We start from the raw sequence: 19,924 nt of genomic DNA, 5'->3' as shown, positions 1-19,924 counted from the left end.
CCGGCCGCCTGTCGCGGCCCTGATTCAGACAAAGGCTCCTGATGACACCGTTTACTCCCCGCCGCCGCACCCTGATCGGACTGCTGGCCGCCATCGGCCTGTCCATCGCCCTGCCGGGCCTGGCCTCCGCCGCCGACAAACCCGATCCGCTGCGCATCGGTTACCAGAAATACGGCACGCTGGTGCTGCTGAAAGCCCGTGGCACACTGGAAAAGCGCCTGGCGCCGCTGGGCATCGAGGTCAAGTGGGCCGAGTTCCCGGCTGGTCCGCAACTGCTGGAAGGGCTGAATGTCGGCAGCGTCGACTTCGGTACCACCGGCGAAACCCCGCCGATCTTCGCCCAGGCGGCCGGCGCCGACCTGCTGTATATCGCCACCGAACCGCCGGCCCCGGCCGGTGAGGGCATTGTCGTGCCGAGGGATTCGGCCATTCACAGCGTGAAGGAACTGAAGGGCAAGAAGGTGGCGCTGAACAAGGGCTCGAACGTGCATTACCTGCTGGTCAGGGCACTGGAGAAAGCCGGCCTGAAATACAGCGACATCACCCCGGTCTATCTGCCGCCGGCCGATGCCCGTGCCGCGTTCGAGCGCGGCAGTGTCGATGCCTGGGCGATCTGGGACCCGTTCTATGCCGCTGCCGAGAAGCAGACCGGCGCCAGACGGATCGCCGACGGCCGCGGCGGCGTGGTCGACAACAACCAGTTCTATCTGTCGTCCGGCAGCTATGCGAAGAAGAACCCGGCCGTGATCAAGGCCGTGATCGAGGAACTGGCCAGACTCGATGCCTGGAGCAAGACCCACCTCGACGAGGTCGCCGATGTGCTGTCGGCACAGATCGGCCTCGACAAGTCGATCGTGCAGCTGGCGGCCAACCGCGCGTCGTATGGCGTCAAGCCGCTGGACGGCAAGATCATCGCCGGCCAGCAGCGCATTGCCGACACCTTCTACCAGTTGAAGCTGATCCCGAAGAAACTGGTGGTCAGGGACATCGTCTGGCAGGCACCGAAATAGGCGCGAGCCCGCCCTGTCCCGACGGCCCGGTCAGAAACCGGGCCGTTGCCGTTTCTACCGCATCCGCGGTGCTAAGCAGCAAATCAATAGTTATTTTTGAAATATAAAACACGCCAATATCATGCATCCGGTTATTAGCAATCAGGCCGGGCCGGCCAGACCGGTGCGTGGCCTCCAACCGATATGGCAGGTTTGGCATGAATTTCCAGCAATTACGCATCATCAGGGAAACGGTCCGGCAGCATTTCAATCTGACCGAGGTCGCCAATGCCCTGTTCACGTCGCAGTCCGGCGTCAGCAAGCACATCAAGGATCTGGAAGACGAGTTGAACGTGGAGCTGTTTGTCCGCAAGGGCAAGCGCTTTCTCGGTCTGACCGACCCGGGCAAGGAGCTGCTGGTCATTGTCGAGCGCATGCTGCTCGACGCCGGCAATATCAAGCGTCTGGCCGAGCAGTTCAGCCAGCGTGACCAGGGCCAGCTGACCGTCGCCACCACCCACACCCAGGCGCGCTACGCGCTGCCGCGGGTCATTACCGCGTTCAAGGCGGCTTTTCCCAGGGTCCATCTGGTGCTGCATCAGGCCAGTCCTGACGAGCTGGTCCGTCTGCTGCTGGATGGTCAGGCCGATATCGGCATCGCCACCGAAGCCATCGCCGACGTGCCGGAACTGGCGTCGTTCCCGTTCTACAGCTGGCATCACTCGGTGATCGCCCCGGTCGATCACCCGCTGCAGCAGGCGCAGACCCTGAGCAAGGAAGCGATCAGCGAATACCCGATCGTCACCTATCACCATGGCTTCACCGGCCGGGCCCAGATCGACCGTGGCTTTGCCGAGGCCGGCCTGACGCCGGACATCGTCATGACGGCGCTGGACGCCGATGTCATCAAGACCTATGTCGAACTGGGGCTGGGGCTGGGCATTGTCGCGTCGATGGCTGTGGACCCGTCCCGCGACCACGGCATCACCGAGCTGAAGGGCCCCCCGCTGTTCGGCAGCCAGACCACCCGGCTGGCCATCCGCCGCGGCCATTATCTGCGCAGCTACGCCTATCGCTTTATCGAGCTGTGCTCGTCCAGCCTCGACGAGCAGACCGTGCGCCAGGCGCTGCAGCTGTCGCGAGCACCGGAATAGTCCCGTGTGGCCGGGGCAGCCCCGGCCACACGCGGAACCGGCATCACGATGCCCCGGTATCCTGCCCCAGCACCCGGGCCAGCACCCGGCTTTCCAGCGCCACGAAGCGCGGGTCCGCACGGTCGCGCGGGCGCGGCAGATCGACCGGCAGATCCAGTCCGACCCGACCGTTTTCGATCAGCACCACACGATCGGCCAGGGCGACCGCCTCGCCGACATCATGGGTGACCAGCAGGGTCGTGCAGCGATATTGCCGCCACAGGCGCTCGATCAGTTGCTGCATGTCGATGCGGGTCAGGGCATCGAGCGCGCCCAGCGGTTCATCCAGCAACAGCAGGCGCGGCCGGTGCACCAGCGCCCGCGCCAGTGCCACGCGCTGACGCTGACCACCGGACAGCCGTACCGGCCACTCATGGCCGCGATCGGCCAGCCCCACCTCGTCGAGTGCCTGGCGCGCGCGGTCCTGCCTGTCGTCACCGTCCAGCCCGAGACCGACATTGTCGAGTACGGTCTTCCACGGCAGCAGCCGTGCATCCTGGAACATCACCCGCACCTGGCCGGCATCATGGCGATTCAGTTCACCGTCATCGAGCTTGTCCAGCCCGGCCACCAGCCGCAGCAGCGTGCTCTTGCCGCAGCCGGAACGACCGACGACCGCAATGAACTGGCCGACCGGCACATGCAGGTTCAGCCCGTCCAGCACCGTGCGCGGACCAAAGCGCTTGCCGACCGCGCGCATGTCCAGCGCGGCGCCATTCAGGTTTTCTCGTACACTCATTTCAGATTCCTTACTGCGCGGTCTGGTAGGACGGATGCCAGCGCAGGCTGTAGCGTTCGATCGCACGCGCCAGCATGTCCACTGCCTTGCCCAGCAGGGCATACAGCAGGATCGCCAGCACCACGACATCGGTCTGCAGGAATTCGCGGGCATTCATCGCCAGATAGCCGATGCCGCTGCTTGCCGAGATGGTTTCCGCCACGATCAGGATGATCCAGGCAATGCCCAGTGCGTAGCGCACGCCGACCAGAATGGACGGCAAGGCCCCCGGCAGCAGCACATGGCGGAACAGCGCAAAGCCCTTCAGCCCATAGCTGCGCGCCATTTCCAGCAGCGCCGGATCGATGGTGCGGATACCGTGGAAGGTATTCAGATAGATCGGGAACAGCACACCGAAAGTCACCAGAAACACCTTGGCCGATTCATCGATACCGAACCACAGGATGACCAGCGGAATCAGCGCCAGCGGCGGAATATTGCGCAGCATCTGCAGCGAGGTATCGAACAGCCCCTCGCCCAGCCGCGACAGGCCGGATACCAGCCCCAGCACCAGCCCGAGGCTGCCGCCAATGGCAAAACCGACGCTGACCCGCCAGAAGCTGATTTTCAGGTGTGCCCAGATATCGCCGCTGAGCGTCAGCTCGATGCCGGCCTTGAGTACGTCCAGCGGCGCCGGCAGTACCCGGTGATTGATCCAGCCCAGCCCGGACGCCAGTTGCCAGATCGCGATCAGCAGCGCCGGTACCAGCCACGGCAATGCATGACGCCCCAGCGCCCGGGCGGGCCTGGTCAGGGAAACAGACATGGAAGCCCTTCGCTTTTCTTGATGAACGGACCCGACTCACGCTTCGGGATGCGCAGCCACGATAACCGGGGGCCCGGCGGGGCGGAAATGCGAAAAAATGGCTATCAATGCAGAAATCGAGATAAGCCGAATGCGCCAGACAGACCTTGTCCTCCGGCTCAGAAACTGCTGTTGATGCTGAAACCGCCCGTGGTTCTGGCGGTCCGGAACCCGGTCGGCTTGCGCAGCGGCCAGCCGGCGAACAGGTCCCAGTTCAGCCGGCTGCTGCCACCGCGCCAGCCGATGACCGCACCGCTCAGTTCCCGGCCCAGCAGCCGCCGGGCGGACGGGCCGCCGACGCGGCCATGGTCGAGACCGAGATAGAGCTCCTGGCTGCCGCCGCCGGGGCTCAGGCCAAGCTCGTTGCGGATCAGCCAGCCCCGCTCGCCGGTCAGCGACAGTTCGCCATCGAAGCCACGCACGCTGTAGCGTCCGCCAATGGCAAAACGGTCCTGCGGCGTCAGCGCGACATCGCTCCACTGCCCGCGCAGCGTGCCGGCATAGCGCCAGCGTTGTCCCGGCCACGAAAACGGCAGGGTCAGGCCAAGGTCGGCGCGCAGCAAACCGCCGCGCGCATCCTCCTCGCCCAGCCTCTGCCCCGGTGCCGGCAAGGCATTGAACGCGCCCGTGCCGCGCCGCCAGGTCAGTGTGCCTTCCAGCAGGCTGCCGGCCAGGTGCGCCCGCTGGCCCAGTGACAGTTCCCAGCCCGCGGTGCGGCGGCGTTGCGATGCCATCGCGTTGTCGTCGACGTGGTTGCTCGACTGCCGTCGCCAGCCGCGCAATGCCAGGGTGGTCTTGCGTTCGGCGCTGCGCAACAGCACCCGGGACAGGCTGAGCTGGGCGTTGCGGCTGTTGCCACGGTACACCCGGCCGGGAACCGGGCTGGCCACGGTCTGGAAATAGTCGTAGTCGCTGGCATTGGCACCGAGCAACCAGTAACCGAAAGGCAGGGAATAATGGACCGCACTGTTGCGCGTACCGTGGCGCGGCCCGCCGTCGCCGCCGAGGCTGCGGCCGGTGCTGAAATAGAACAGGTCGCTGAGGGTCAGCAGATTGTCGATCGACAGCGTCACCGTGCCCTGGTAGCGGCCGGTCGAGCGCGAGCCGCCATCGTCGGCGGACAGGGTCAGCCGGTACGGAAAGGCCTCGTTGCCGCTGAGTACCAGGTCGCTGATGCCGGGTTGCTCGGCCGGCTCGATGCGCAGCGCGGCTTCGATCGACGGTACGCGCTTGAGGTTTTCCAGCCCCTGCTCGATATCGCGCAGGTTCAGCAGGTCTCCGGGGCGGACCGGAATCGCATTGCGATGCGCCGGGCGCAGGCGGGAAGCGGTCTCGTCGCGGATGGCGCGCAGGCGGCCGGGCAGCACGGTCAGTGTCAGGATTCCCGTATCCAGATGCTGGGCACCGACCAGCACCCGGGTGGTGACATAGCCGTCGCTCGCGATCGCCTGCTGTACCCGGCGGGCGGCGGCAGCGATGCCCAGCGCGCCGAGGCAGCGACCAGCAGGATCGCCGATGGCCGCCAGTGCCCGCCGGAAGCGTTCGGCCTGTTCGCCGTCGAGGCGGACGGTATGAATGGGAAAGCACGGGGTTTCGTCCGCCGGCCAGTCGGCCCCTCCTCCCGTTTCCGGGGGCGGCAGGCGCAGCGCGGGGAGGGCCTCCAGCCGTTCACGCTGCGCCTTTTCCCGTTCCTGCTGACGAATCAGTTCCTGATCCGGGGTGTCGGCAAGGCTGACGGGCGGCAGTTGCGCCAGCCCCAGGGCCAGGCTGGTGGTCACGAGGCGGCGGAGAAGGAACGACATGTCATCGCGGGCAAGGAGGTCGCAGGAGCCCGTACGCTACGCGGCCAGGCTGGCACTGACATCGCGACGAATCTTTAATTTCATACGGAAAAAACTGATTTTTTACGGCTTGCCAGGCAGGATAAAGAAGGAAAGAAACCCTGCTCCCCGCTTGGCCCAGCCCCGGATTCCGGACTTTTTCCCACGACTGTTTCCCGAGCCATCGATGACCCGGGGCTTACAAAAATTGCCCGCGCGGGGCAGACTGGGGCCCATGACCGCACGCTGGATAAAAATGCGTCATCAGCTGGAAGTCCGCTCGCTGATTACCAACAAGACCCACCAGGGCGAATGTACGCATCTGTCGGTCGAGGGCATGGTCTTTCTGGCTGACTTCGTGCCCCAGCATGCGGAGCGGCTGGAGGTCACCATGCTGCCAGCCGATATCGGCGCCTACCGCGCCACGCCATTCGTCGCCGAGACCGAGGTCCGGCACTGCTACCGGCACACGGATGGCGAACGTTATGAAATCGGCGTGGTCATCCGGGAACGCAAGCGCTGACGCGTGTCCCGGCGAGCACGCCCATGCAAGGACACCTCATGAGCGCTCCCGTCAAACCGGTCGTCACCCTGGACGATCTGGACAAACTCGATATCCGTCTCGGCCAGATTCTTGCCGTCGACGATGTGCCGCGCAGCGACAAGCTGGTGCAACTGACCGTCGACTTCGGCGATTTCCAGCGCACCATCCTGTCCGGCATGAAGCAGGAACGCGATCCGCAGGAGATTGTCGGCAAGCAGGCGCTGTTCGTGGTCAATCTCGCACCGCGCAAACTGTCCGGCGTGGTGTCGGAAGGCATGGTGTTCGACATCGGCTTTGCCGATGGCGTCGCCAAACCGGCGCTGGCCCAGCCCGAACACCCCCTGCCGAACGGCTCGCGCGCAGGCTAGCGCAGCCTCGCACCCGACAAAAAGCCACGGGTTTTCGCCCGTGGCTTTTCTGTTGCTGACGAAGCGGGAAGCCGGACTCAGAACATCCAGCGCGCCTTGACCGAAGCGGTCTGGTTGGTGAAGCCCTCGCGGAACTCGATGTCGTAGCGTGCAGACAGTTCCAGCGTGTCGTTGACCCGGTTCACCAGCCCCAGCCCGCCGCGACCCAGCCACTTGCTCGGCTCGATGCCCTTGGTCGTGAACGCGGCCGACGGCGTGCCGGCAAAGGCGGCGACAATGCTCGACTGCTTGCCGAGGAAATCGTAACCGGCGCCGATGTTCGCCACCAGCGTCGTGCGCTCGTTCAGTATCTGCGACAGCTTGCCGTCCACGCCGACGATCAGTTCCTCGGCCCGGTTGCTGTCCACGTTCAGGTTCAGCGCATCGGCGCCGGTTTCGCGGTAGCCCTGGTCGCGGATCACCGCGTAGTCGGCGCGCAGCGACGGGGTGAACGAGGTGCGCTCGCCCAGCGCCAGGGTATGGGCCACCGCCACGCCAAGACGGCTGGATTCGTTCAGCCCGGTGTCGGCCCCGACCACCATGCCGTAGGTTCTGGCCGTGTAGCCGCTGGCACCGTTGCTGTCGGCCTGATCGGCCCAGCTGCCGAGCGGCCTGGCCCAGACCCGGCGGTCGGTAAAGAACTCGTCGCCGGACGAGCGGCCGTGCTGGCCTTCCTGACGCGCCTGCACCACGCGGTTGGTGCCGTGCAGCGCGCCGCTGGTCGCCTGGGATGCGCCAGCGGTCAGCAGCGGCAGGGTCTGGCTGACGGCGTTCGATACTTCGCGCTCGCTGCCGAGCTGGCCCAGTGCGGTGATCACGGTCCCCATGTCACCGCCGGCATTGCCGCCAGCGATCAGGCGGTCAAAGACCCGGGCAGCCCCCAGGGCCGGGCTGTTGCCATTGCTGATGGCGGCCTGGCTGGCGCTGGTGCTCTGGCTCTTGACGATCTCGAGGTCGATGCGGCCGCCTTCCCCGCTGTTGATGGCCAGGCTCCTGAAGTCGAACAGGGCGCTGTTGTCAGTGACTTTGCTGAAGTTGCCACTGAGGCCGCCCCCGGCCATGACCACGCCGACGAGCTTCTGGCCGACGGCGAGGGTGTTGGCGGTCTTGACGTCGACATCGGCGCTGCCGGCGAGGCTGACGACACCGTCCACGGCCAGCTGGCTGTAACCGCCGGTCAGGCTGCTCTGGGCGGCAATGCGCAGCACGCCGGTCCCGGTCTGGGTAAAGTTGCCGACGACATAGCCGGTGTCTTTCAGCCCCAGGTCGATGGTGCCGGCGTTAGGGAGGCAAACCCGCCGGTCTCCCCGGCGGCAAAGACGTTGATGACACCACCGCTGGCGTTGAGCAGGCTGCCCCCCGTGGAAATGGTCTCGGCCTCGATGCCCCGCACCCGGATGTCGCCATTGTTGCCGCTGTTGGTGGCCGTGCCGGTAATCAGGCCATTGTTGACCAGCTGGCCGGAAATCGTGACGCTGTAGATGCCGTCGGCAACGGCCAGACCTTGTCCGGCGCTATTGGCCGCACTGGCAGACATGTTCCGGTTCTTGGTCAGCGTGCCGGAAAGATCGCCATCGATGTAAATGCCGTAGGCCTTGGCCCATTGCCCCGTCTGATTGGCCGACCCCGCGCGGATAGCGCCGGCATTGGTCAGGGTGCCGGCCAGATTCCGGGTGACCCGGATGCCGTAGTTGGTGTCCTCGACCATCAATGAGGCATCAATGATGCCGTTGTTGAGCAAGGTCTTGCCGACGCCAAGATCGGTGGCGAACTGGACCGCCGCCGGCTGGTCCTGCTGTTCCACCCCCGAACCGGCGCCGGTCGTTCTGAGCAAATCCGGGACGGAATTACCTTTTTGTCATCGCAGCGCCGGATCTGGCCGCAGGATAAAACCCTCTCCGTCAGGCCTGCAGCCCCAGCCGCTGCATGCGCCCGATCAGGGTAGTGCGCGGCAATCCCAGCGCCGCTGCCGCCCGGGCCGCATTGCCGCCATGCGTCGCCAGCGCCTGGGCGATCCACTGTCGTTCGGCCTCCTCCAGCCGGTGGTGCAGGTCGCCGTCGACCGGCAGGACCGGCGGCAGTGCCGGCGACTCGCCGTCGTCCGGCAGCGAGATCCGCTCCAGCACTGCCCCCTGCCCGCCATGCAGCAGCAGGCTGCGGCGGATGGCGTTTTCCAGCTCACGGACATTGCCGGGCCATGGCAGCCGCTGCAGCTGCGCCAGCGCCGCATCGCCCAGCGCGGTCACGTTCGGGTTCAGTTCGGCCGCATCGCGGCGGACGAAGGCGTGTGCCAGCAGCGCGATGTCGTCACGGCGCTCGCGCAGCGGCGGAATATGCAGGCAGCCGACATTGAGCCGGTAGTACAGGTCCTCGCGCAGGCGGCCATCGGCGATCGCCTCGCGCGGTCGCTGGTTCAGCGCTGCAATCAGCCGCACATTGGCATGCTGGGCCAGCTGGCTGCCCAGCGGCAGATAACTGCCGTCCTGCAGCACGCGCAACAGCTTGCTCTGCAGCGACTGCGGCATCGAGTTGATTTCGTCCAGGAACAGGGTGCCGCCATCAGCCAGGGCGAACATGCCCTTGCGGTTTTCCGCACCGGTAAACGCGCCACGTGTGGTGCCGAACAGCGTGCTTTCCAGCAGGGTTTCCGGAATGGCGGCGCAGTTCAGGCTGATCATCGGCCGCGCGCCGCGGCGGCTCATCGCATGCGCGCGCCGCGCAAACAGTTCCTTGCCGGTTCCGGTCTCGCCATGGATCAGCAACGGCAGGTCGGTCACGGCGAAGATGTCCAGCGCCGCCAGTTGCCGCTGCATGGCCGGGTCACGGGTCAGGATGTCCGGTGGCGGGGTATGCCGCGCCGCGCCGTCACTCGGCATTTCCGATACCGTACGGCCGACTTCCATCGCGCCGATCAGCTCACCGTCGCGATCCAGCAGCGGGAAGGCACGGTGCAGGTAATGGACCGGTTGCCCGCCGGCGCCGTGGTAGGCCTGATAGGCATCGACCAGCGGCACCCGCTCGCGCAGGCAGCGCAGCAGCGTGCTGTCATCGGCATCCAGCCACGGCGTGATCTCCAGCACATGGCAACCGATCATCTGCTGCGGGTCGGTGCCGTCCAGCAGGGCACTGGCATGGTTGTAGTAAACGAAGCGGCCCTGGGTATCGACGATGGTGACCGGCTGATCGAGCCCGTCCAGACCGGTCCGGACGCAGTCAACCAGCCATTGCAGCGATTCGGCAACACGGAATGTCGCGTGGTCGTCGGTTGTCATCACAATCCCTTGTTCTGTCTGAGTCGCAGGATCGTCGAAATATGGACATGCGTCCGTTTTTCGACAAACGATCCCATTTTACCTGCTTCGGCCAGCCTGAATATGGCAAAAAACAGCGAAAAACACCGCATTTTCCATTTTTCAGCGTCTGAAATTCCAGAAAACCAGGCACGCACCTTGCTAAGTAACAGGCAGACACTCCCGATTACCAAACGGAAAGGACTCCACCATGTTCAAGCACATCATTGCCCGCACTCCCTGCCGCGCGCTGGTCGACGGACTGAGCTCCAGCCATCTGGGCAAGCCGATCTATGAAAAGGCGCTCGAACAGCACAATGCCTATATCCGGGCGCTGCAAACCTGCGAGGTGGACATCACGCTGCTGCCGGCGGATGAACGCTTTCCGGACTCGGTCTTTGTCGAAGACCCGGTACTGTGCACACCGCATTGCGCCATCATCACCCGCCCGGGCGCCGAAACCCGGCGTGAGGAAACCGAGATCATCGTCGAGACCATCGAACGCTTCTATCCGGGCAAGGTCGAGCGCATCACGGCACCGGGCACGGTCGAAGCCGGCGACATCATGATGGTCGGCAGCCACTTCTATATCGGCCAGTCGGCACGGACCAATGCCGAAGGCGCCCGGCAGATGATCGCCATCCTCGAACGCCACGGCATGACCGGTTCGGTGGTGAAACTGGAAAAAGTGCTGCACCTGAAGACCGGCCTCGCCTATCTGGAGCACAACAATCTGCTGGCCTGCGGCGAGTTCATCACCAAGCCGGAATTCCAGTCGTTCAACATCATCGAGATTCCGGAAGAAGAGTCGTATGCAGCCAACTGCATCTGGGTCAACGAACGCGTGATCATGCCTTCCGGCTACCCGGTCACCCGCGACAAGATCGCCAAACTCGGCTACCAGGTGATCGAAGTCGACACGTCCGAATACCGCAAGGTGGACGGCGGGGTGAGCTGCATGTCGCTGCGCTTCTGAACCGGCATGTCCGGCGGGCACCGGTAGCCGGGGGGCAACGGTGCCTGTCCGACGGGGTGCGGGGCTGGCAGGCAGTTTCTCCGCTGCCTTCCGGCTCCGCCCGCCCCTGCAGTGGCGGGCAGACCCCGCTTCGCTCATCCGTCCTGCATGATGCAGGCGGGTGAGCAAACCGGCCCGGGCAATCCCGGGCCTTTTCGGTGGAGCGCACAATGACAAACGCAACACGACTCGGCCTGCCCGCACTGACGGCGCTGGTGGTGGGCGGCATTATCGGCAGCGGCATATTCAGCCTGCCGCAGAACATGGCCGAAGGGGCTGGCGCTGGCGCCATCCTGATTGCCTGGGCCATCACCTTCGTCGGCATGCTGACGCTGACGCGGATCTTCCAGTGGCTGTCGACATCGCGTCCGGATATCGACGACGGGGTCTATGGCTATGCGCGCGAGGGTTTCGGCCGCTATCTGGGCTTCAATGCCGCCTGGGGCTACTGGATTTCGGCCTGGATCGGCAGTACCGGCTATCTGGTGGTCATGTTCAGCGCACTCGGCTCGTTCGCCGCGCTGAGCTTCTTCGGCGACGGCACCACGCTGCCGGCCCTGCTGTGCGAACTGGCCGTGCTGTGGCTGGTCCACTCCTTCGTGCTGCGCGGTGTGCAGAGCGCGGCGCTGACCAACTTCGTGGTCACGGTGGCCAAGATCGTGCCGATCGGCCTGTTCATTGTCTGTGCCGCCCTGATGTTCCGCGTCGATGTGTTCCGCATCGATTTCTGGGGCAGCGCGGCACTGGGCAGCGTGACCGACCAGGTGAAGAACACCATGCTGTATACGGTGTGGGTGTTCCTCGGCATCGAGAGCGCCACGGTCTATGCATCCCGGGCGCGCAATATGGTCGACGTCAGCCGGGCAACCTTCCTCGGTTTCATCATCACCATGCTGTTGCTGGTCTGCGTGTCGGTGCTGTCGCTGGGCATCGTGCCGCAGCATGAACTGGCGGCGATGAAGAATCCGTCGATGGCGCAGGTGCTGGCAGCGGCCGTCGGACCGTGGGGCGCGGCGCTGATCAATATCGGCCTGATCGTCTCGGTGGCTGGCGCCCTGCTGGCCTGGACCATGCTGGCGGCGGAAATGCTGTACCTGGCCAGCCGGGGCGAGCGCAATACTGCGCCGTCGCTGTTCGGTCGCGTCAACGCCCGCGGTACGCCGGCACCGGCACTGTGGCTGACCAATGTACTGGTTTCCGGTCTGCTGCTGATCGCCTATCTGAATGCGTCCGGCTACAACGCACTGATCCAGCTGGCCACGTCGATGGCGCTGATCCCGTATCTGCTGTGTGCGGGCTTCTCGCTGCAACAGGCCATGCACGCGCCGCAGCCGTCCACCGCCCGTATCGGTCTGACCGCGCTGGGCTCGGCTTACGGGGTATGGCTGATCTATGCCGCCGGGCTGAAGTTCCTGCTGCTGTCGATGATCCTGTATGCACCGGGGCTGCTGTTCTTCCTGTGGGCGCGGCGTGAACGCGGCGAACCGGTGTTCGCCAACCGGGGCGAGCAACTGGCAGCCGGTGTGGTACTGGTGCTGGCGGTGACGGCGGTCGTCGCCATGCTCAGCGGCAAGCTGGCGCTTTAATCCTTGATCCCGCGCCGCTCGTACAGTGCCTGTGCGAGCGTGCCGGGATCGACGTATTCAAGCTCGCCGCCGACCGGCAGGCCACGGGCAATGCGCGTCAGCGTCAGCCCGCGATCCTTCAGCAAGGTGTGCAGCACATGCGCTGTCGCCTCGCCCTCGGCGGTGAAATTGGTCGCCAGCACCACTTCCGATACCGTGCCGTCCAGCGCCCGCCGCGCCAGCTGTTCCAGCGGCAGGTCGCGCGCGGTCAGGCCGTCCAGCGGCGATACCCGTCCCATCAGCACGAAGTACAGGCCGTCGTAGCTGCGGGTCTGTTCAATCATCATTTCATCAGCCGGCATCTCGACGATGCACAGCAGGTCCTGGCGCCGCTGCGGATCGGCACAGACTCCGCACAGCTCGCTTTCGCTGAAGGTATTGCAGCGGGCGCAGTGCTTCAGATGGCTGCGCGCATGGTCGATGGCGCGGGCAAGCCGGTCGGCGCCGGCGGTGTCGCGCTGCATCAGGTGATAGGCCATGCGCTGCGCCGACTTCGGGCCGACACCGGGCAGGACACGCAGCGCGGTGATCAGCGAATCGAGCGAGGGAGGATTTTTCATGCAGTCGAGGGATCAGTCGTCGAGCTCGCCGTGCAGGCTGCGCGGCAGGGCATCGTCGATATGGAAACCGGGAATGGCGCTGGCGGTCCACACATGGACCTGCGCCGCAATGGCTTCCGGATGGTCCAGCGTGGCAACGCTGACTTCGAAATAGTCGCCGTCGAGCGGCTCGAAGAACAGGCTCGAACCGCAGGTCGGACAGAAATGCCGCCACGCACGTGCCGATGAGCGGTAACGGGCGGTCTGCCCGTCCACGCTCACCGCCTCGCGCGGGAACGAGACGCCGAAATACACCGGCGCCCCGGTCGCCCGCTGGCAGGTGCGACAGTAGCAATAGCCTGCCTTCAGCGGCTGGCCGTGACACTGGTAGCGAACCGCGCCGCACAGGCAGCGGCCCTGAAGACAGTCATCCATCGCGCGCCCTCCGGGCAGCCGGATCACTCAGAACGGCAGCTTCATCCCTGCCGGCAGATTCAGGCCTTGCGAGAAACCGCCCATTTTTTCCTGGGTGGTGGTGTCAATGCGACGGTTCGCGTCATTGACGGCGGCAGCGACCAGGTCTTCCAGCATTTCCTTGTCGTCCATCACGCTGTCGTCGATCTGCACGCGCTTGACGTCGTGGTTGCAGGTCATGGTGATCTTGACCATGCCGGCGCCGGACTGGCCTTCCACCTCGATGGTGGCCAGCTCGTCCTGGGCCTTCTTCATGTTTTCCTGCATTTGCTGCGCCTGCTTCATCAGGCCTGCAATACCGTTCTTGCCGAACATGGCTTACTCCTCAATCGGTTGAATGGATTCGGGCACGAGCGTGGCGTTGAATTCCCGCATCAGCTCGGCCACTTTCGGGTCGCTATCGATGGCGGCGCGCGCGGCGGCAAGTTTTTCGCCCTGCACCCGTGCACGCTGCATCAGATGGGTTTCGCCAGCCACTTCGCCGATCTCGACATCGATCTGCACCGGCTGGCCGAAGTGATCGGCCAGCGCGCTGGCCAGTTGCTGCTGGTAATCGTGTCCGGACACGAAGCGGTGGGCAGACGGCACGCGCAAGGCAAAGCGGGTACCGTCCAGCCCGGCGCACTCGGCGTTCTGCGCCAGCATGCGCGCCTTCGCGCCCAGTCCTTCCTTCAACTGGTCGACCAGCGCAATCCAGTCGCCGTCGAACGACAGCGGCGAATCGGCGCCGACCGGCGCGATAACCGGCGCTACGGCCGGCACGCCAGCGTCGGCGGCAGGCGGCAGTACCGCCGCTTCCGGTTCCGGAGCAGGTTCCGCGGCAACGGCGGCGGGCGGTTCGCCAAACATGTCGTCGTGCGCTTCGGCCTCGGCCGCGGTCAGCCCGTCGGGCTGCGCATCGTCGTCGGCCACTGCGGCCGGCTCGACCGGCGGCGGCGCCTCGACGACCGGCGCCGGCTGATCGGCTACGGCATCGGCGACCGGTGCGTCGTCCCAGGGCGGCACGACAGCCGCTTCCGGTACAGGCGGCGGTTCCGCCACAAGCTCGGGCGCCGGTACCGGCTCGGGTTCAGGCGGCGGCGTGTCGTCGGGTGGTGGCGTTGGCGCAGCCGGGCGCGGCGCGACCCGGGTCGCCGGCGCGGGTGGCGGGGTCGCCGGTCCGCGCTTGAGGAATTTTTCCAGTGCGGCACGCGCCGCAGCCGGACCGGTGCCGCCCGCAGGCGGCGGGGAGGACGGCCGTTCGACGGCAGGACGCGCGGCAGCGGCCGGTGCCGGACTGGCCGGGGCAGCGGCTTCGGCCACCGGCGCATGCGCCGGGTGGAAGGCCAGCATGCGCAGCAGCGTCATGTTGAAGCCGAGCTGCTCGTCCGGTGCCAGCGGCAGGTCGCGACGGCCCTGGGTGGCAATCTGGTAATACAGCTGGACGTCTTCCGCCGCCAGGGTCTGCGCCAGTGCCAGCAGCGCCTCGTGGTCGGGATCGTCCTCGGCCAGTGCCTGCGGTACGGTCTGCGCCAGCGATATCTGGTAGAACAGGCAGGCGAGTTCTTCCAGCGCGGCATCGAAACCGACGCCGCGCTGCGCCAGTTCGCTGGCTTCGGCCAGCAGGGCCGCGCCATCGGCATCGGCCAGCGCCGCGATCAGCGCGAACAGGTAGCGGCGGTCAACGGCCCCGAGCATGGCGCGCACGCCGGCTTCCTGCACTTCGCCAAGGCCATAGGCGATCGCCTGGTCGAGCAGCGACAGCGCGTCGCGCATCGAGCCATTGGCCGCCCGGCCGAGCAGCGTCAGCGCGCCGGGCTCGTACGGCACCTGCTCGGTTTCGAGCACATGGGCCAGGTGGCCGGACACCTGCGGCGGTGTCATGTTGCGCAGGCTGAACTGCAGGCAGCGCGACAGCACCGTCACCGGCACCTTTTGCGGGTCGGTGGTGGCCAGAATGAATTTGACGTGCGCCGGCGGTTCTTCCAGCGTCTTCAGCATCGCGTTGAACGCCGACTTCGACAGCATGTGCACTTCGTCGATGATGTACACCTTGTAGCGGCCGGCGGTCGGCGTGTACTGGGCGTTCTCGATGACTTCGCGGATGTTGTCGATGCCGGTATTGCTGGCCGCGTCGATTTCGAGCAGGTCGACGAAGCGGCCGGCGTCGATCTGGCGACAGGCCGCGCATTCGCCGCACGGCTCGGCGCCAACGCCGCGTTCGCAGTTCAGGCTCTTGGCCAGAATGCGGGCGATGGTGGTCTTGCCGACCCCGCGTGTGCCGGTCAGCAGATAGGCGTGGTGCAGGCGTTCGCCGGCCAGCGCATTGCCAAGCGCACGCACGACGTGCTCCTGGCCGACCAGATCGGCAAAGCGTTTCGGACGCCACTTGCGGGCAAGGACTTGATAGCTCATAGGTAGCGGATTCTATCTTAGGTTGCCGGACAACTCATAAAGGGATGCTGCAAAAAGCCGGAGGGGGGCGTAGTCTTTTTTGCATAAAAACCGACTGCAACCGATCCGGAACGGATCCCGGGAGAAGAAACTGCAATGATTCCTGCCGCCGCACTGGCCGAGCTGTCGTCGCTGCTTGGCGACCGCCTGTCCACCACCCGCAGCGTCTGCGACCAGCATGGCCGCGACGAATCCCCCTACCCGGCCATGCCGCCCGACGCGGTCGCCTTCGCCGACAGTACCGACGAGGTCGCCCGCATCGTGCAGGTTTGCGCCCGCCACCGCGTGCCGGTCATCCCGTATGGCGCCGGCTCGTCGATCGAGGGCCATCTGCTCGCCATCCGGGGCGGGCTCAGCCTCGACCTGTCGCGCATGACCCGCATCATCGCCATCGACGCCGACGACCTGACCGCCACGGTCGAGGCCGGCGTGACCCGCGAGGCGCTGAACGACGCGCTGCGCCACAGCGGGCTGTTCTTTCCGATCGACCCCGGCGCCAACGCCAGCCTGGGCGGCATGAGCGCCACCCGCGCGTCCGGCACCAATGCCGTTCGCTACGGCACCATGCGCGAGAACGTGCTGGCGCTGACCGTGGTCACCGCCGCCGGCAAGGTCATCCATACCGGGACGCGGGCGCGCAAGTCATCGGCCGGCTATGACCTGACCCGGGCCTTCGTCGGCTCGGAAGGCACGCTGGGCGTCATGACGGAAATCACCGTGCGCCTGCATCCGCAGCCGATGGCGGTATCGGCGGCGGTCGCCACCTTCGACAGCGTCGCCGACGCCGTGAATACCGTGATCCGCACCATCCAGTACGGGATTCCGGTCGCACGGGTCGAGTTCATGGATATCCAGGCCGTCCGTGCGGTCAACGCCTACTCGAAGCTGTCGCTGCGCGAGGCGCCGACGCTGCTGTTCGAGTTCCACGGCAGCGAGGCCGGCGTGGCCGAGCAGGCGGAGACCGTGCAGGCCATCGCACACGAGTTTGGCGGCACCGATTTCGAGTGGGCCAGCCGCCAGGAAGACCGCAGCCGGCTGTGGGCGGCGCGGCACAAAGCCTATTTTGCCTCGCTGCAGCTGCAGCCGGGCTCGACCTGCGTGACTACCGATGTCTGCGTACCGATTTCCCGGCTGGCCGAATGCGTGACTGCCACCTGTGCCGATATCGACGCGTCCGGCATCCTGGCCACCGTGCTCGGCCATGTCGGCGACGGCAATTTCCACGTGCTGTTGCTGGTCGACCCCGCCGACCCGCAATCGCGCGAACGCGCCGAAGCCGTGAATGCCCGCATCGTGCGCCGTGCGCTGGACATGGACGGCACCTGCACCGGCGAGCACGGCGTCGGCCTGCACAAGATGGACTTCATGCGTGCCGAGCATGGCGAGGACGCGCTGGACATGATGCGCGCGCTGAAACGCGCCTTCGACCCGCAAAACCTGATGAACCCGGGCAAAATCGTCACGCTGGACTAGCACCGGGCGCCGGCACGGGATCGCTACAGCAGCAATTGCATCTCGTGCCACGCCATGCCGCCATGCAGCGACGGCGACGGTCGCACATACGCATAGCCGAGTTTTTCGTACAGCGGCACGTGCCGCTCGCGGCACATCAGCTGGATCGAGGTCTTGCGCCACTGCCGTGCGCGTTCGACAAAGGCGCGCATCAGGGCGCCGGCCAGCCCTCTGCCCTGCCAGTCCGGATGAACGACCACGGACAGGATCACCAGATGGGCGCCGTCCGGGTCGTGGCCGACCAGTTCCTTGAACGCCTCGTCCTCCATTTCCACCACGTCGGCCGCACCGGCGTTGATGAAGCCGGCGACCTCGCCGTCCATCTCGGCCACCAGGAAGGCCTGCGGAAAGGTCTCGATGCGGATGCGGATCTTGTCGCGGGTGGCGGCTTCGTCGCCCTCATAGGATTCGGTCTCGATCCGGTAGCAACGGTCGAGATCCCGCGCCTCGACCTGGCGGATGCGGCAGGCATCGCCTGCCCGCTCATTCTTCGTCGACAAACAACTGCTCCTTCAGTGAACGCAGGGTATCGCGCAGACGGGCTGCTTCCTCGAACCGCAGGTCGCGGGCCGCTGCCATCATGTCTTTCTCGGTGGTCTTGATCAGCTTGGCCAGCTGCTTTTCGTCATGCAGCTTCGGCGCGGCTTTCGCCTTCGGGTCATTGTGATAGACGCCGTCGATAATGTCCTTGATACGCTTCTGCACCCCGCGCGGCACGATGCCGTTGGCCAGGTTGAACGCCGTCTGTTTGGTGCGGCGGCGGTCGGTCTCGCCGATCGCGCGCTCCATCGACGGCGTGATCCGGTCCGCATACAGAATGGCGAGGCCGTGCAGGTTGCGCGCCGCGCGGCCGATGGTCTGGATCAGCGACCGCTCGCTGCGCAGGAAGCCTTCCTTGTCGGCATCGAGGATGGCGACAAGGCTGACTTCCGGGATATCCAGCCCCTCGCGCAGCAGGTTGATGCCGACCAGCACGTCGAACACGCCGAGACGCAGGTCGCGGATGATCTCCACCCGCTCCACGGTGTCGATGTCCGAGTGCAGGTAGCGCACCTTGATCCCGTGTTCGGTGTAGTAATCGGCCAGTTGTTCCGACATGCGCTTGGTCAGCGTGGTCACCAGCACCCGCTCGCCCTTGGCCACGCGCAGGGTGATTTCGCTCATCAGGTCGTCAACCTGGGTCGCCACCGGCCGCACGCTGATCAGCGGGTCGACCAGCCCGGTCGGCCGCACCACCTGTTCGACCACCTGTCCGGCGTGGTCGGCCTCGTACGGACCCGGCGTGGCCGAGACAAAGATGGTCTGCGGCATCAGTTGCTCGAATTCCTCGAACTTCAGCGGCCGGTTGTCGAGCGCGGAAGGCAGGCGGAAGCCGTAGTCGACCAGGTTTTCCTTGCGCGCCCGGTCGCCGCGATACATGCCGCCGACCTGCGGCACGGTCACGTGGCTTTCGTCGATGATCATCAGCGCGTTTTCCGGCAGATAGTCGATCAGCGTCGGCGGCGCCTCGCCCGGCAGCTTGCCGGAGAAGTGGCGCGAGTAGTTCTCGATGCCCTTGCAGAAGCCCATCTCGTACAGCATTTCCAGGTCGAAGCGGGTGCGCTGCTCGATGCGCTGCGCCTCGACCAGCTTGCCCTCGCGCTCGAAGCGGCTGCGCCGCTCGGTCAGCTCTTCCTTGATGGTTTCGCACGCGCGCAGCACGGTCTCGCGCGGTGTCACGTAGTGGCTGGACGGGAACACGGTAAAGCGGCCGACCCGGCTGTGGATGCGCCCGGTCAGCGGGTCGAACAGCTGCAGCGTCTCGACCTCGTCGTCGAACAGGCCGATACGCAGCGCCAGCTCGGCACTTTCGGCCGGGAACACGTCGATGATGTCGCCGCGCACGCGGAAGGTGCCGCGGGTGAAATCGACCTCGTTGCGGTCGTACTGCATCACGGCGAGGCGGGCGATGATGTCGCGCTGCGGGCAGCGGTCGCCTTCCTTCAGATGCAGGATCATCTTGTGGTAGTCGGACGGGTCGCCGATACCGTAGATCGCGCTGACTGTCGCCACGATGATACAGTCCGGCCGCTCCAGCAGCGCCTTGGTCGCCGACAGCCGCATCTGTTCGATATGCTCGTTGATCTGCGAATCCTTTTCGATGAAAAGGTCGCGGCTCGGCACATACGCTTCCGGCTGGTAATAGTCGTAGTAACTGACGAAATACTCGATGGCATTCTCGGGAAAGAACTCGCGCATTTCGGCATACAACTGCGCGGCCAGCGTCTTGTTCGGCGCCATGACAATGGCCGGCCTGCCGGTGCGGGCGATGACGTTGGCCATGGTGTAGGTCTTGCCCGAACCGGTTACGCCAAGCAGCGTCTGGTAGGCCAGCCCGTCGTCCAGCCCGTCGATCAGCTTTTCAATCGCGGCCGGCTGGTCGCCGGCCGGCGGGAACGGCTGGTGCAACTGGTACGGGGAGCCCGGAAAGGTGACGACATCGGCCATGTGATCGCCTATG

The 19,924-nt window shown here is 65.7% G+C and carries 19 protein-coding genes; 7 read left to right on the top strand and 12 right to left on the bottom strand.

The annotated features are described in order from the left end of the window. Positions 1-41 precede the first annotated feature (41 nt). On the top strand, positions 42-1,010 hold the full coding sequence (locus Q352_RS0101630) for a sulfonate ABC transporter substrate-binding protein (protein WP_028497818.1): 969 nt from the start codon (positions 42-44) through the stop codon (positions 1,008-1,010). 197 nt (positions 1,011-1,207) lie between these two features. Further along, on the top strand, positions 1,208-2,143 hold the full coding sequence (locus Q352_RS0101625) for a CysB family HTH-type transcriptional regulator (protein WP_028497817.1): 936 nt from the start codon (positions 1,208-1,210) through the stop codon (positions 2,141-2,143). A gap of 43 nt (positions 2,144-2,186) precedes the next feature. Here Q352_RS0101625 and Q352_RS19460 read toward each other — a convergent pair whose 3' ends face one another. The 3 genes from Q352_RS19460 to Q352_RS0101610 all read right to left on the bottom strand — a co-directional run bounded on the left by Q352_RS19460 (position 2,187) and on the right by Q352_RS0101610 (position 5,567). Then, positions 2,187-2,921 carry an ATP-binding cassette domain-containing protein gene (locus Q352_RS19460; RefSeq protein WP_051528608.1) on the bottom strand — a complete coding sequence of 245 codons (735 nt, stop codon included), beginning with the start codon at positions 2,919-2,921 and terminating at the stop codon, positions 2,187-2,189. A gap of 10 nt (positions 2,922-2,931) precedes the next feature. After that, a complete protein-coding gene (gene ssuC, locus Q352_RS0101615) occupies positions 2,932-3,726 on the bottom strand; it encodes an aliphatic sulfonate ABC transporter permease SsuC (protein ID WP_036384724.1) in 795 nt (264 codons plus the stop codon). A gap of 158 nt (positions 3,727-3,884) precedes the next feature. After that, a complete protein-coding gene (locus Q352_RS0101610) occupies positions 3,885-5,567 on the bottom strand; it encodes a ShlB/FhaC/HecB family hemolysin secretion/activation protein (protein ID WP_036384722.1) in 1,683 nt (560 codons plus the stop codon). 274 nt (positions 5,568-5,841) lie between these two features. On the opposite strand from Q352_RS0101610, the gene Q352_RS0101605 reads away from it, so the two are divergent. Together Q352_RS0101605 and Q352_RS0101600 are read left to right on the top strand one after the other, a co-directional pair. Beyond that, positions 5,842-6,108, top strand: coding sequence for a hypothetical protein (locus tag Q352_RS0101605; protein ID WP_028497814.1), 267 nt, complete (start codon positions 5,842-5,844; stop codon positions 6,106-6,108). Positions 6,109-6,146: 38 nt separating this feature from the next. After that, positions 6,147-6,497 (top strand): tRNA-binding protein, encoded by a 351-nt coding sequence (locus tag Q352_RS0101600; protein WP_028497813.1) that lies wholly within the window; start codon positions 6,147-6,149, stop codon positions 6,495-6,497. 77 nt (positions 6,498-6,574) lie between these two features. On the opposite strand, the gene Q352_RS0101595 is transcribed toward Q352_RS0101600, so the two are convergent. From Q352_RS0101595 to Q352_RS0101585, 3 genes are all read right to left on the bottom strand, one after another. After that, a complete protein-coding gene (locus Q352_RS0101595; protein WP_028497812.1) occupies positions 6,575-7,744 on the bottom strand; it encodes an autotransporter outer membrane beta-barrel domain-containing protein in 1,170 nt (389 codons plus the stop codon). Positions 7,745-7,791: 47 nt separating this feature from the next. Then, positions 7,792-8,370 carry a hypothetical protein gene (locus Q352_RS0101590; RefSeq protein ID WP_146745014.1) on the bottom strand — a complete coding sequence of 193 codons (579 nt, stop codon included), beginning with the start codon at positions 8,368-8,370 and terminating at the stop codon, positions 7,792-7,794. Positions 8,371-8,437: 67 nt separating this feature from the next. Further along, complete coding sequence (locus Q352_RS0101585; protein ID WP_028497810.1) at positions 8,438-9,808, bottom strand: sigma-54 interaction domain-containing protein; 1,371 nt, start codon at positions 9,806-9,808, stop codon at positions 8,438-8,440. Between the two features lie 229 nt (positions 9,809-10,037). On the opposite strand from Q352_RS0101585, the gene ddaH reads away from it, so the two are divergent. Then, positions 10,038-10,802 carry a dimethylargininase gene (gene ddaH / locus Q352_RS0101580; RefSeq protein ID WP_028497809.1) on the top strand — a complete coding sequence of 255 codons (765 nt, stop codon included), beginning with the start codon at positions 10,038-10,040 and terminating at the stop codon, positions 10,800-10,802. Positions 10,803-11,011: 209 nt separating this feature from the next. Next, positions 11,012-12,427 carry a basic amino acid/polyamine antiporter gene (locus tag Q352_RS0101575; RefSeq protein WP_036384720.1) on the top strand — a complete coding sequence of 472 codons (1,416 nt, stop codon included), beginning with the start codon at positions 11,012-11,014 and terminating at the stop codon, positions 12,425-12,427. Here Q352_RS0101575 and recR read toward each other — a convergent pair. Genes recR through dnaX form a run of 4 tightly spaced genes read right to left on the bottom strand, consistent with a single transcriptional unit; the run spans position 12,424 to position 15,873 of the window. After that, positions 12,424-13,026 carry a recombination mediator RecR gene (recR, locus tag Q352_RS0101570; protein WP_028497807.1) on the bottom strand — a complete coding sequence of 201 codons (603 nt, stop codon included), beginning with the start codon at positions 13,024-13,026 and terminating at the stop codon, positions 12,424-12,426. The genes Q352_RS0101575 and recR overlap by 4 nt on opposite strands. Positions 13,027-13,038: 12 nt before the next feature. Further along, complete coding sequence (locus Q352_RS0101565; protein WP_028497806.1) at positions 13,039-13,440, bottom strand: GFA family protein; 402 nt, start codon at positions 13,438-13,440, stop codon at positions 13,039-13,041. A 27-nt stretch (positions 13,441-13,467) separates the two neighbouring features. Beyond that, positions 13,468-13,794 carry a YbaB/EbfC family nucleoid-associated protein gene (locus tag Q352_RS0101560; protein WP_028497805.1) on the bottom strand — a complete coding sequence of 109 codons (327 nt, stop codon included), beginning with the start codon at positions 13,792-13,794 and terminating at the stop codon, positions 13,468-13,470. A gap of 3 nt (positions 13,795-13,797) precedes the next feature. Continuing rightward, a complete protein-coding gene (gene dnaX / locus Q352_RS0101555) occupies positions 13,798-15,873 on the bottom strand; it encodes a DNA polymerase III subunit gamma/tau (protein ID WP_028497804.1) in 2,076 nt (691 codons plus the stop codon). Positions 15,874-16,008: 135 nt separating this feature from the next. Here dnaX and Q352_RS0101550 point away from each other — a divergent pair, with 135 nt between their 5' ends. Continuing rightward, entirely contained in the window at positions 16,009-17,385 is a 1,377-nt protein-coding gene (locus Q352_RS0101550; protein WP_036384717.1) for an FAD-binding oxidoreductase, read from the top strand. A gap of 23 nt (positions 17,386-17,408) precedes the next feature. Here the strand turns inward: Q352_RS0101550 and Q352_RS0101545 are convergent, their stop codons facing one another. After that, positions 17,409-17,924: a GNAT family N-acetyltransferase gene (locus Q352_RS0101545; RefSeq protein WP_211249582.1), complete on the bottom strand. Its 516-nt coding sequence runs from the start codon at positions 17,922-17,924 to the stop codon at positions 17,409-17,411. Continuing rightward, positions 17,908-19,911 (bottom strand): excinuclease ABC subunit UvrB, encoded by a 2,004-nt coding sequence (gene uvrB / locus Q352_RS0101540; RefSeq protein ID WP_028497801.1) that lies wholly within the window; start codon positions 19,909-19,911, stop codon positions 17,908-17,910. The genes Q352_RS0101545 and uvrB overlap by 17 nt, the downstream gene beginning before the upstream one ends. Between the last annotated feature and the right edge of the window lie 13 nt (positions 19,912-19,924).

Source organism: Microvirgula aerodenitrificans DSM 15089 (assembly GCF_000620105.1).
Taxonomy (GTDB): Bacteria; Pseudomonadota; Gammaproteobacteria; order Burkholderiales; family Aquaspirillaceae; genus Microvirgula; species Microvirgula aerodenitrificans.
Note: the sequence above shows the minus strand (reverse complement) of the source record. Positions and strands in the feature narration are given on the sequence as shown.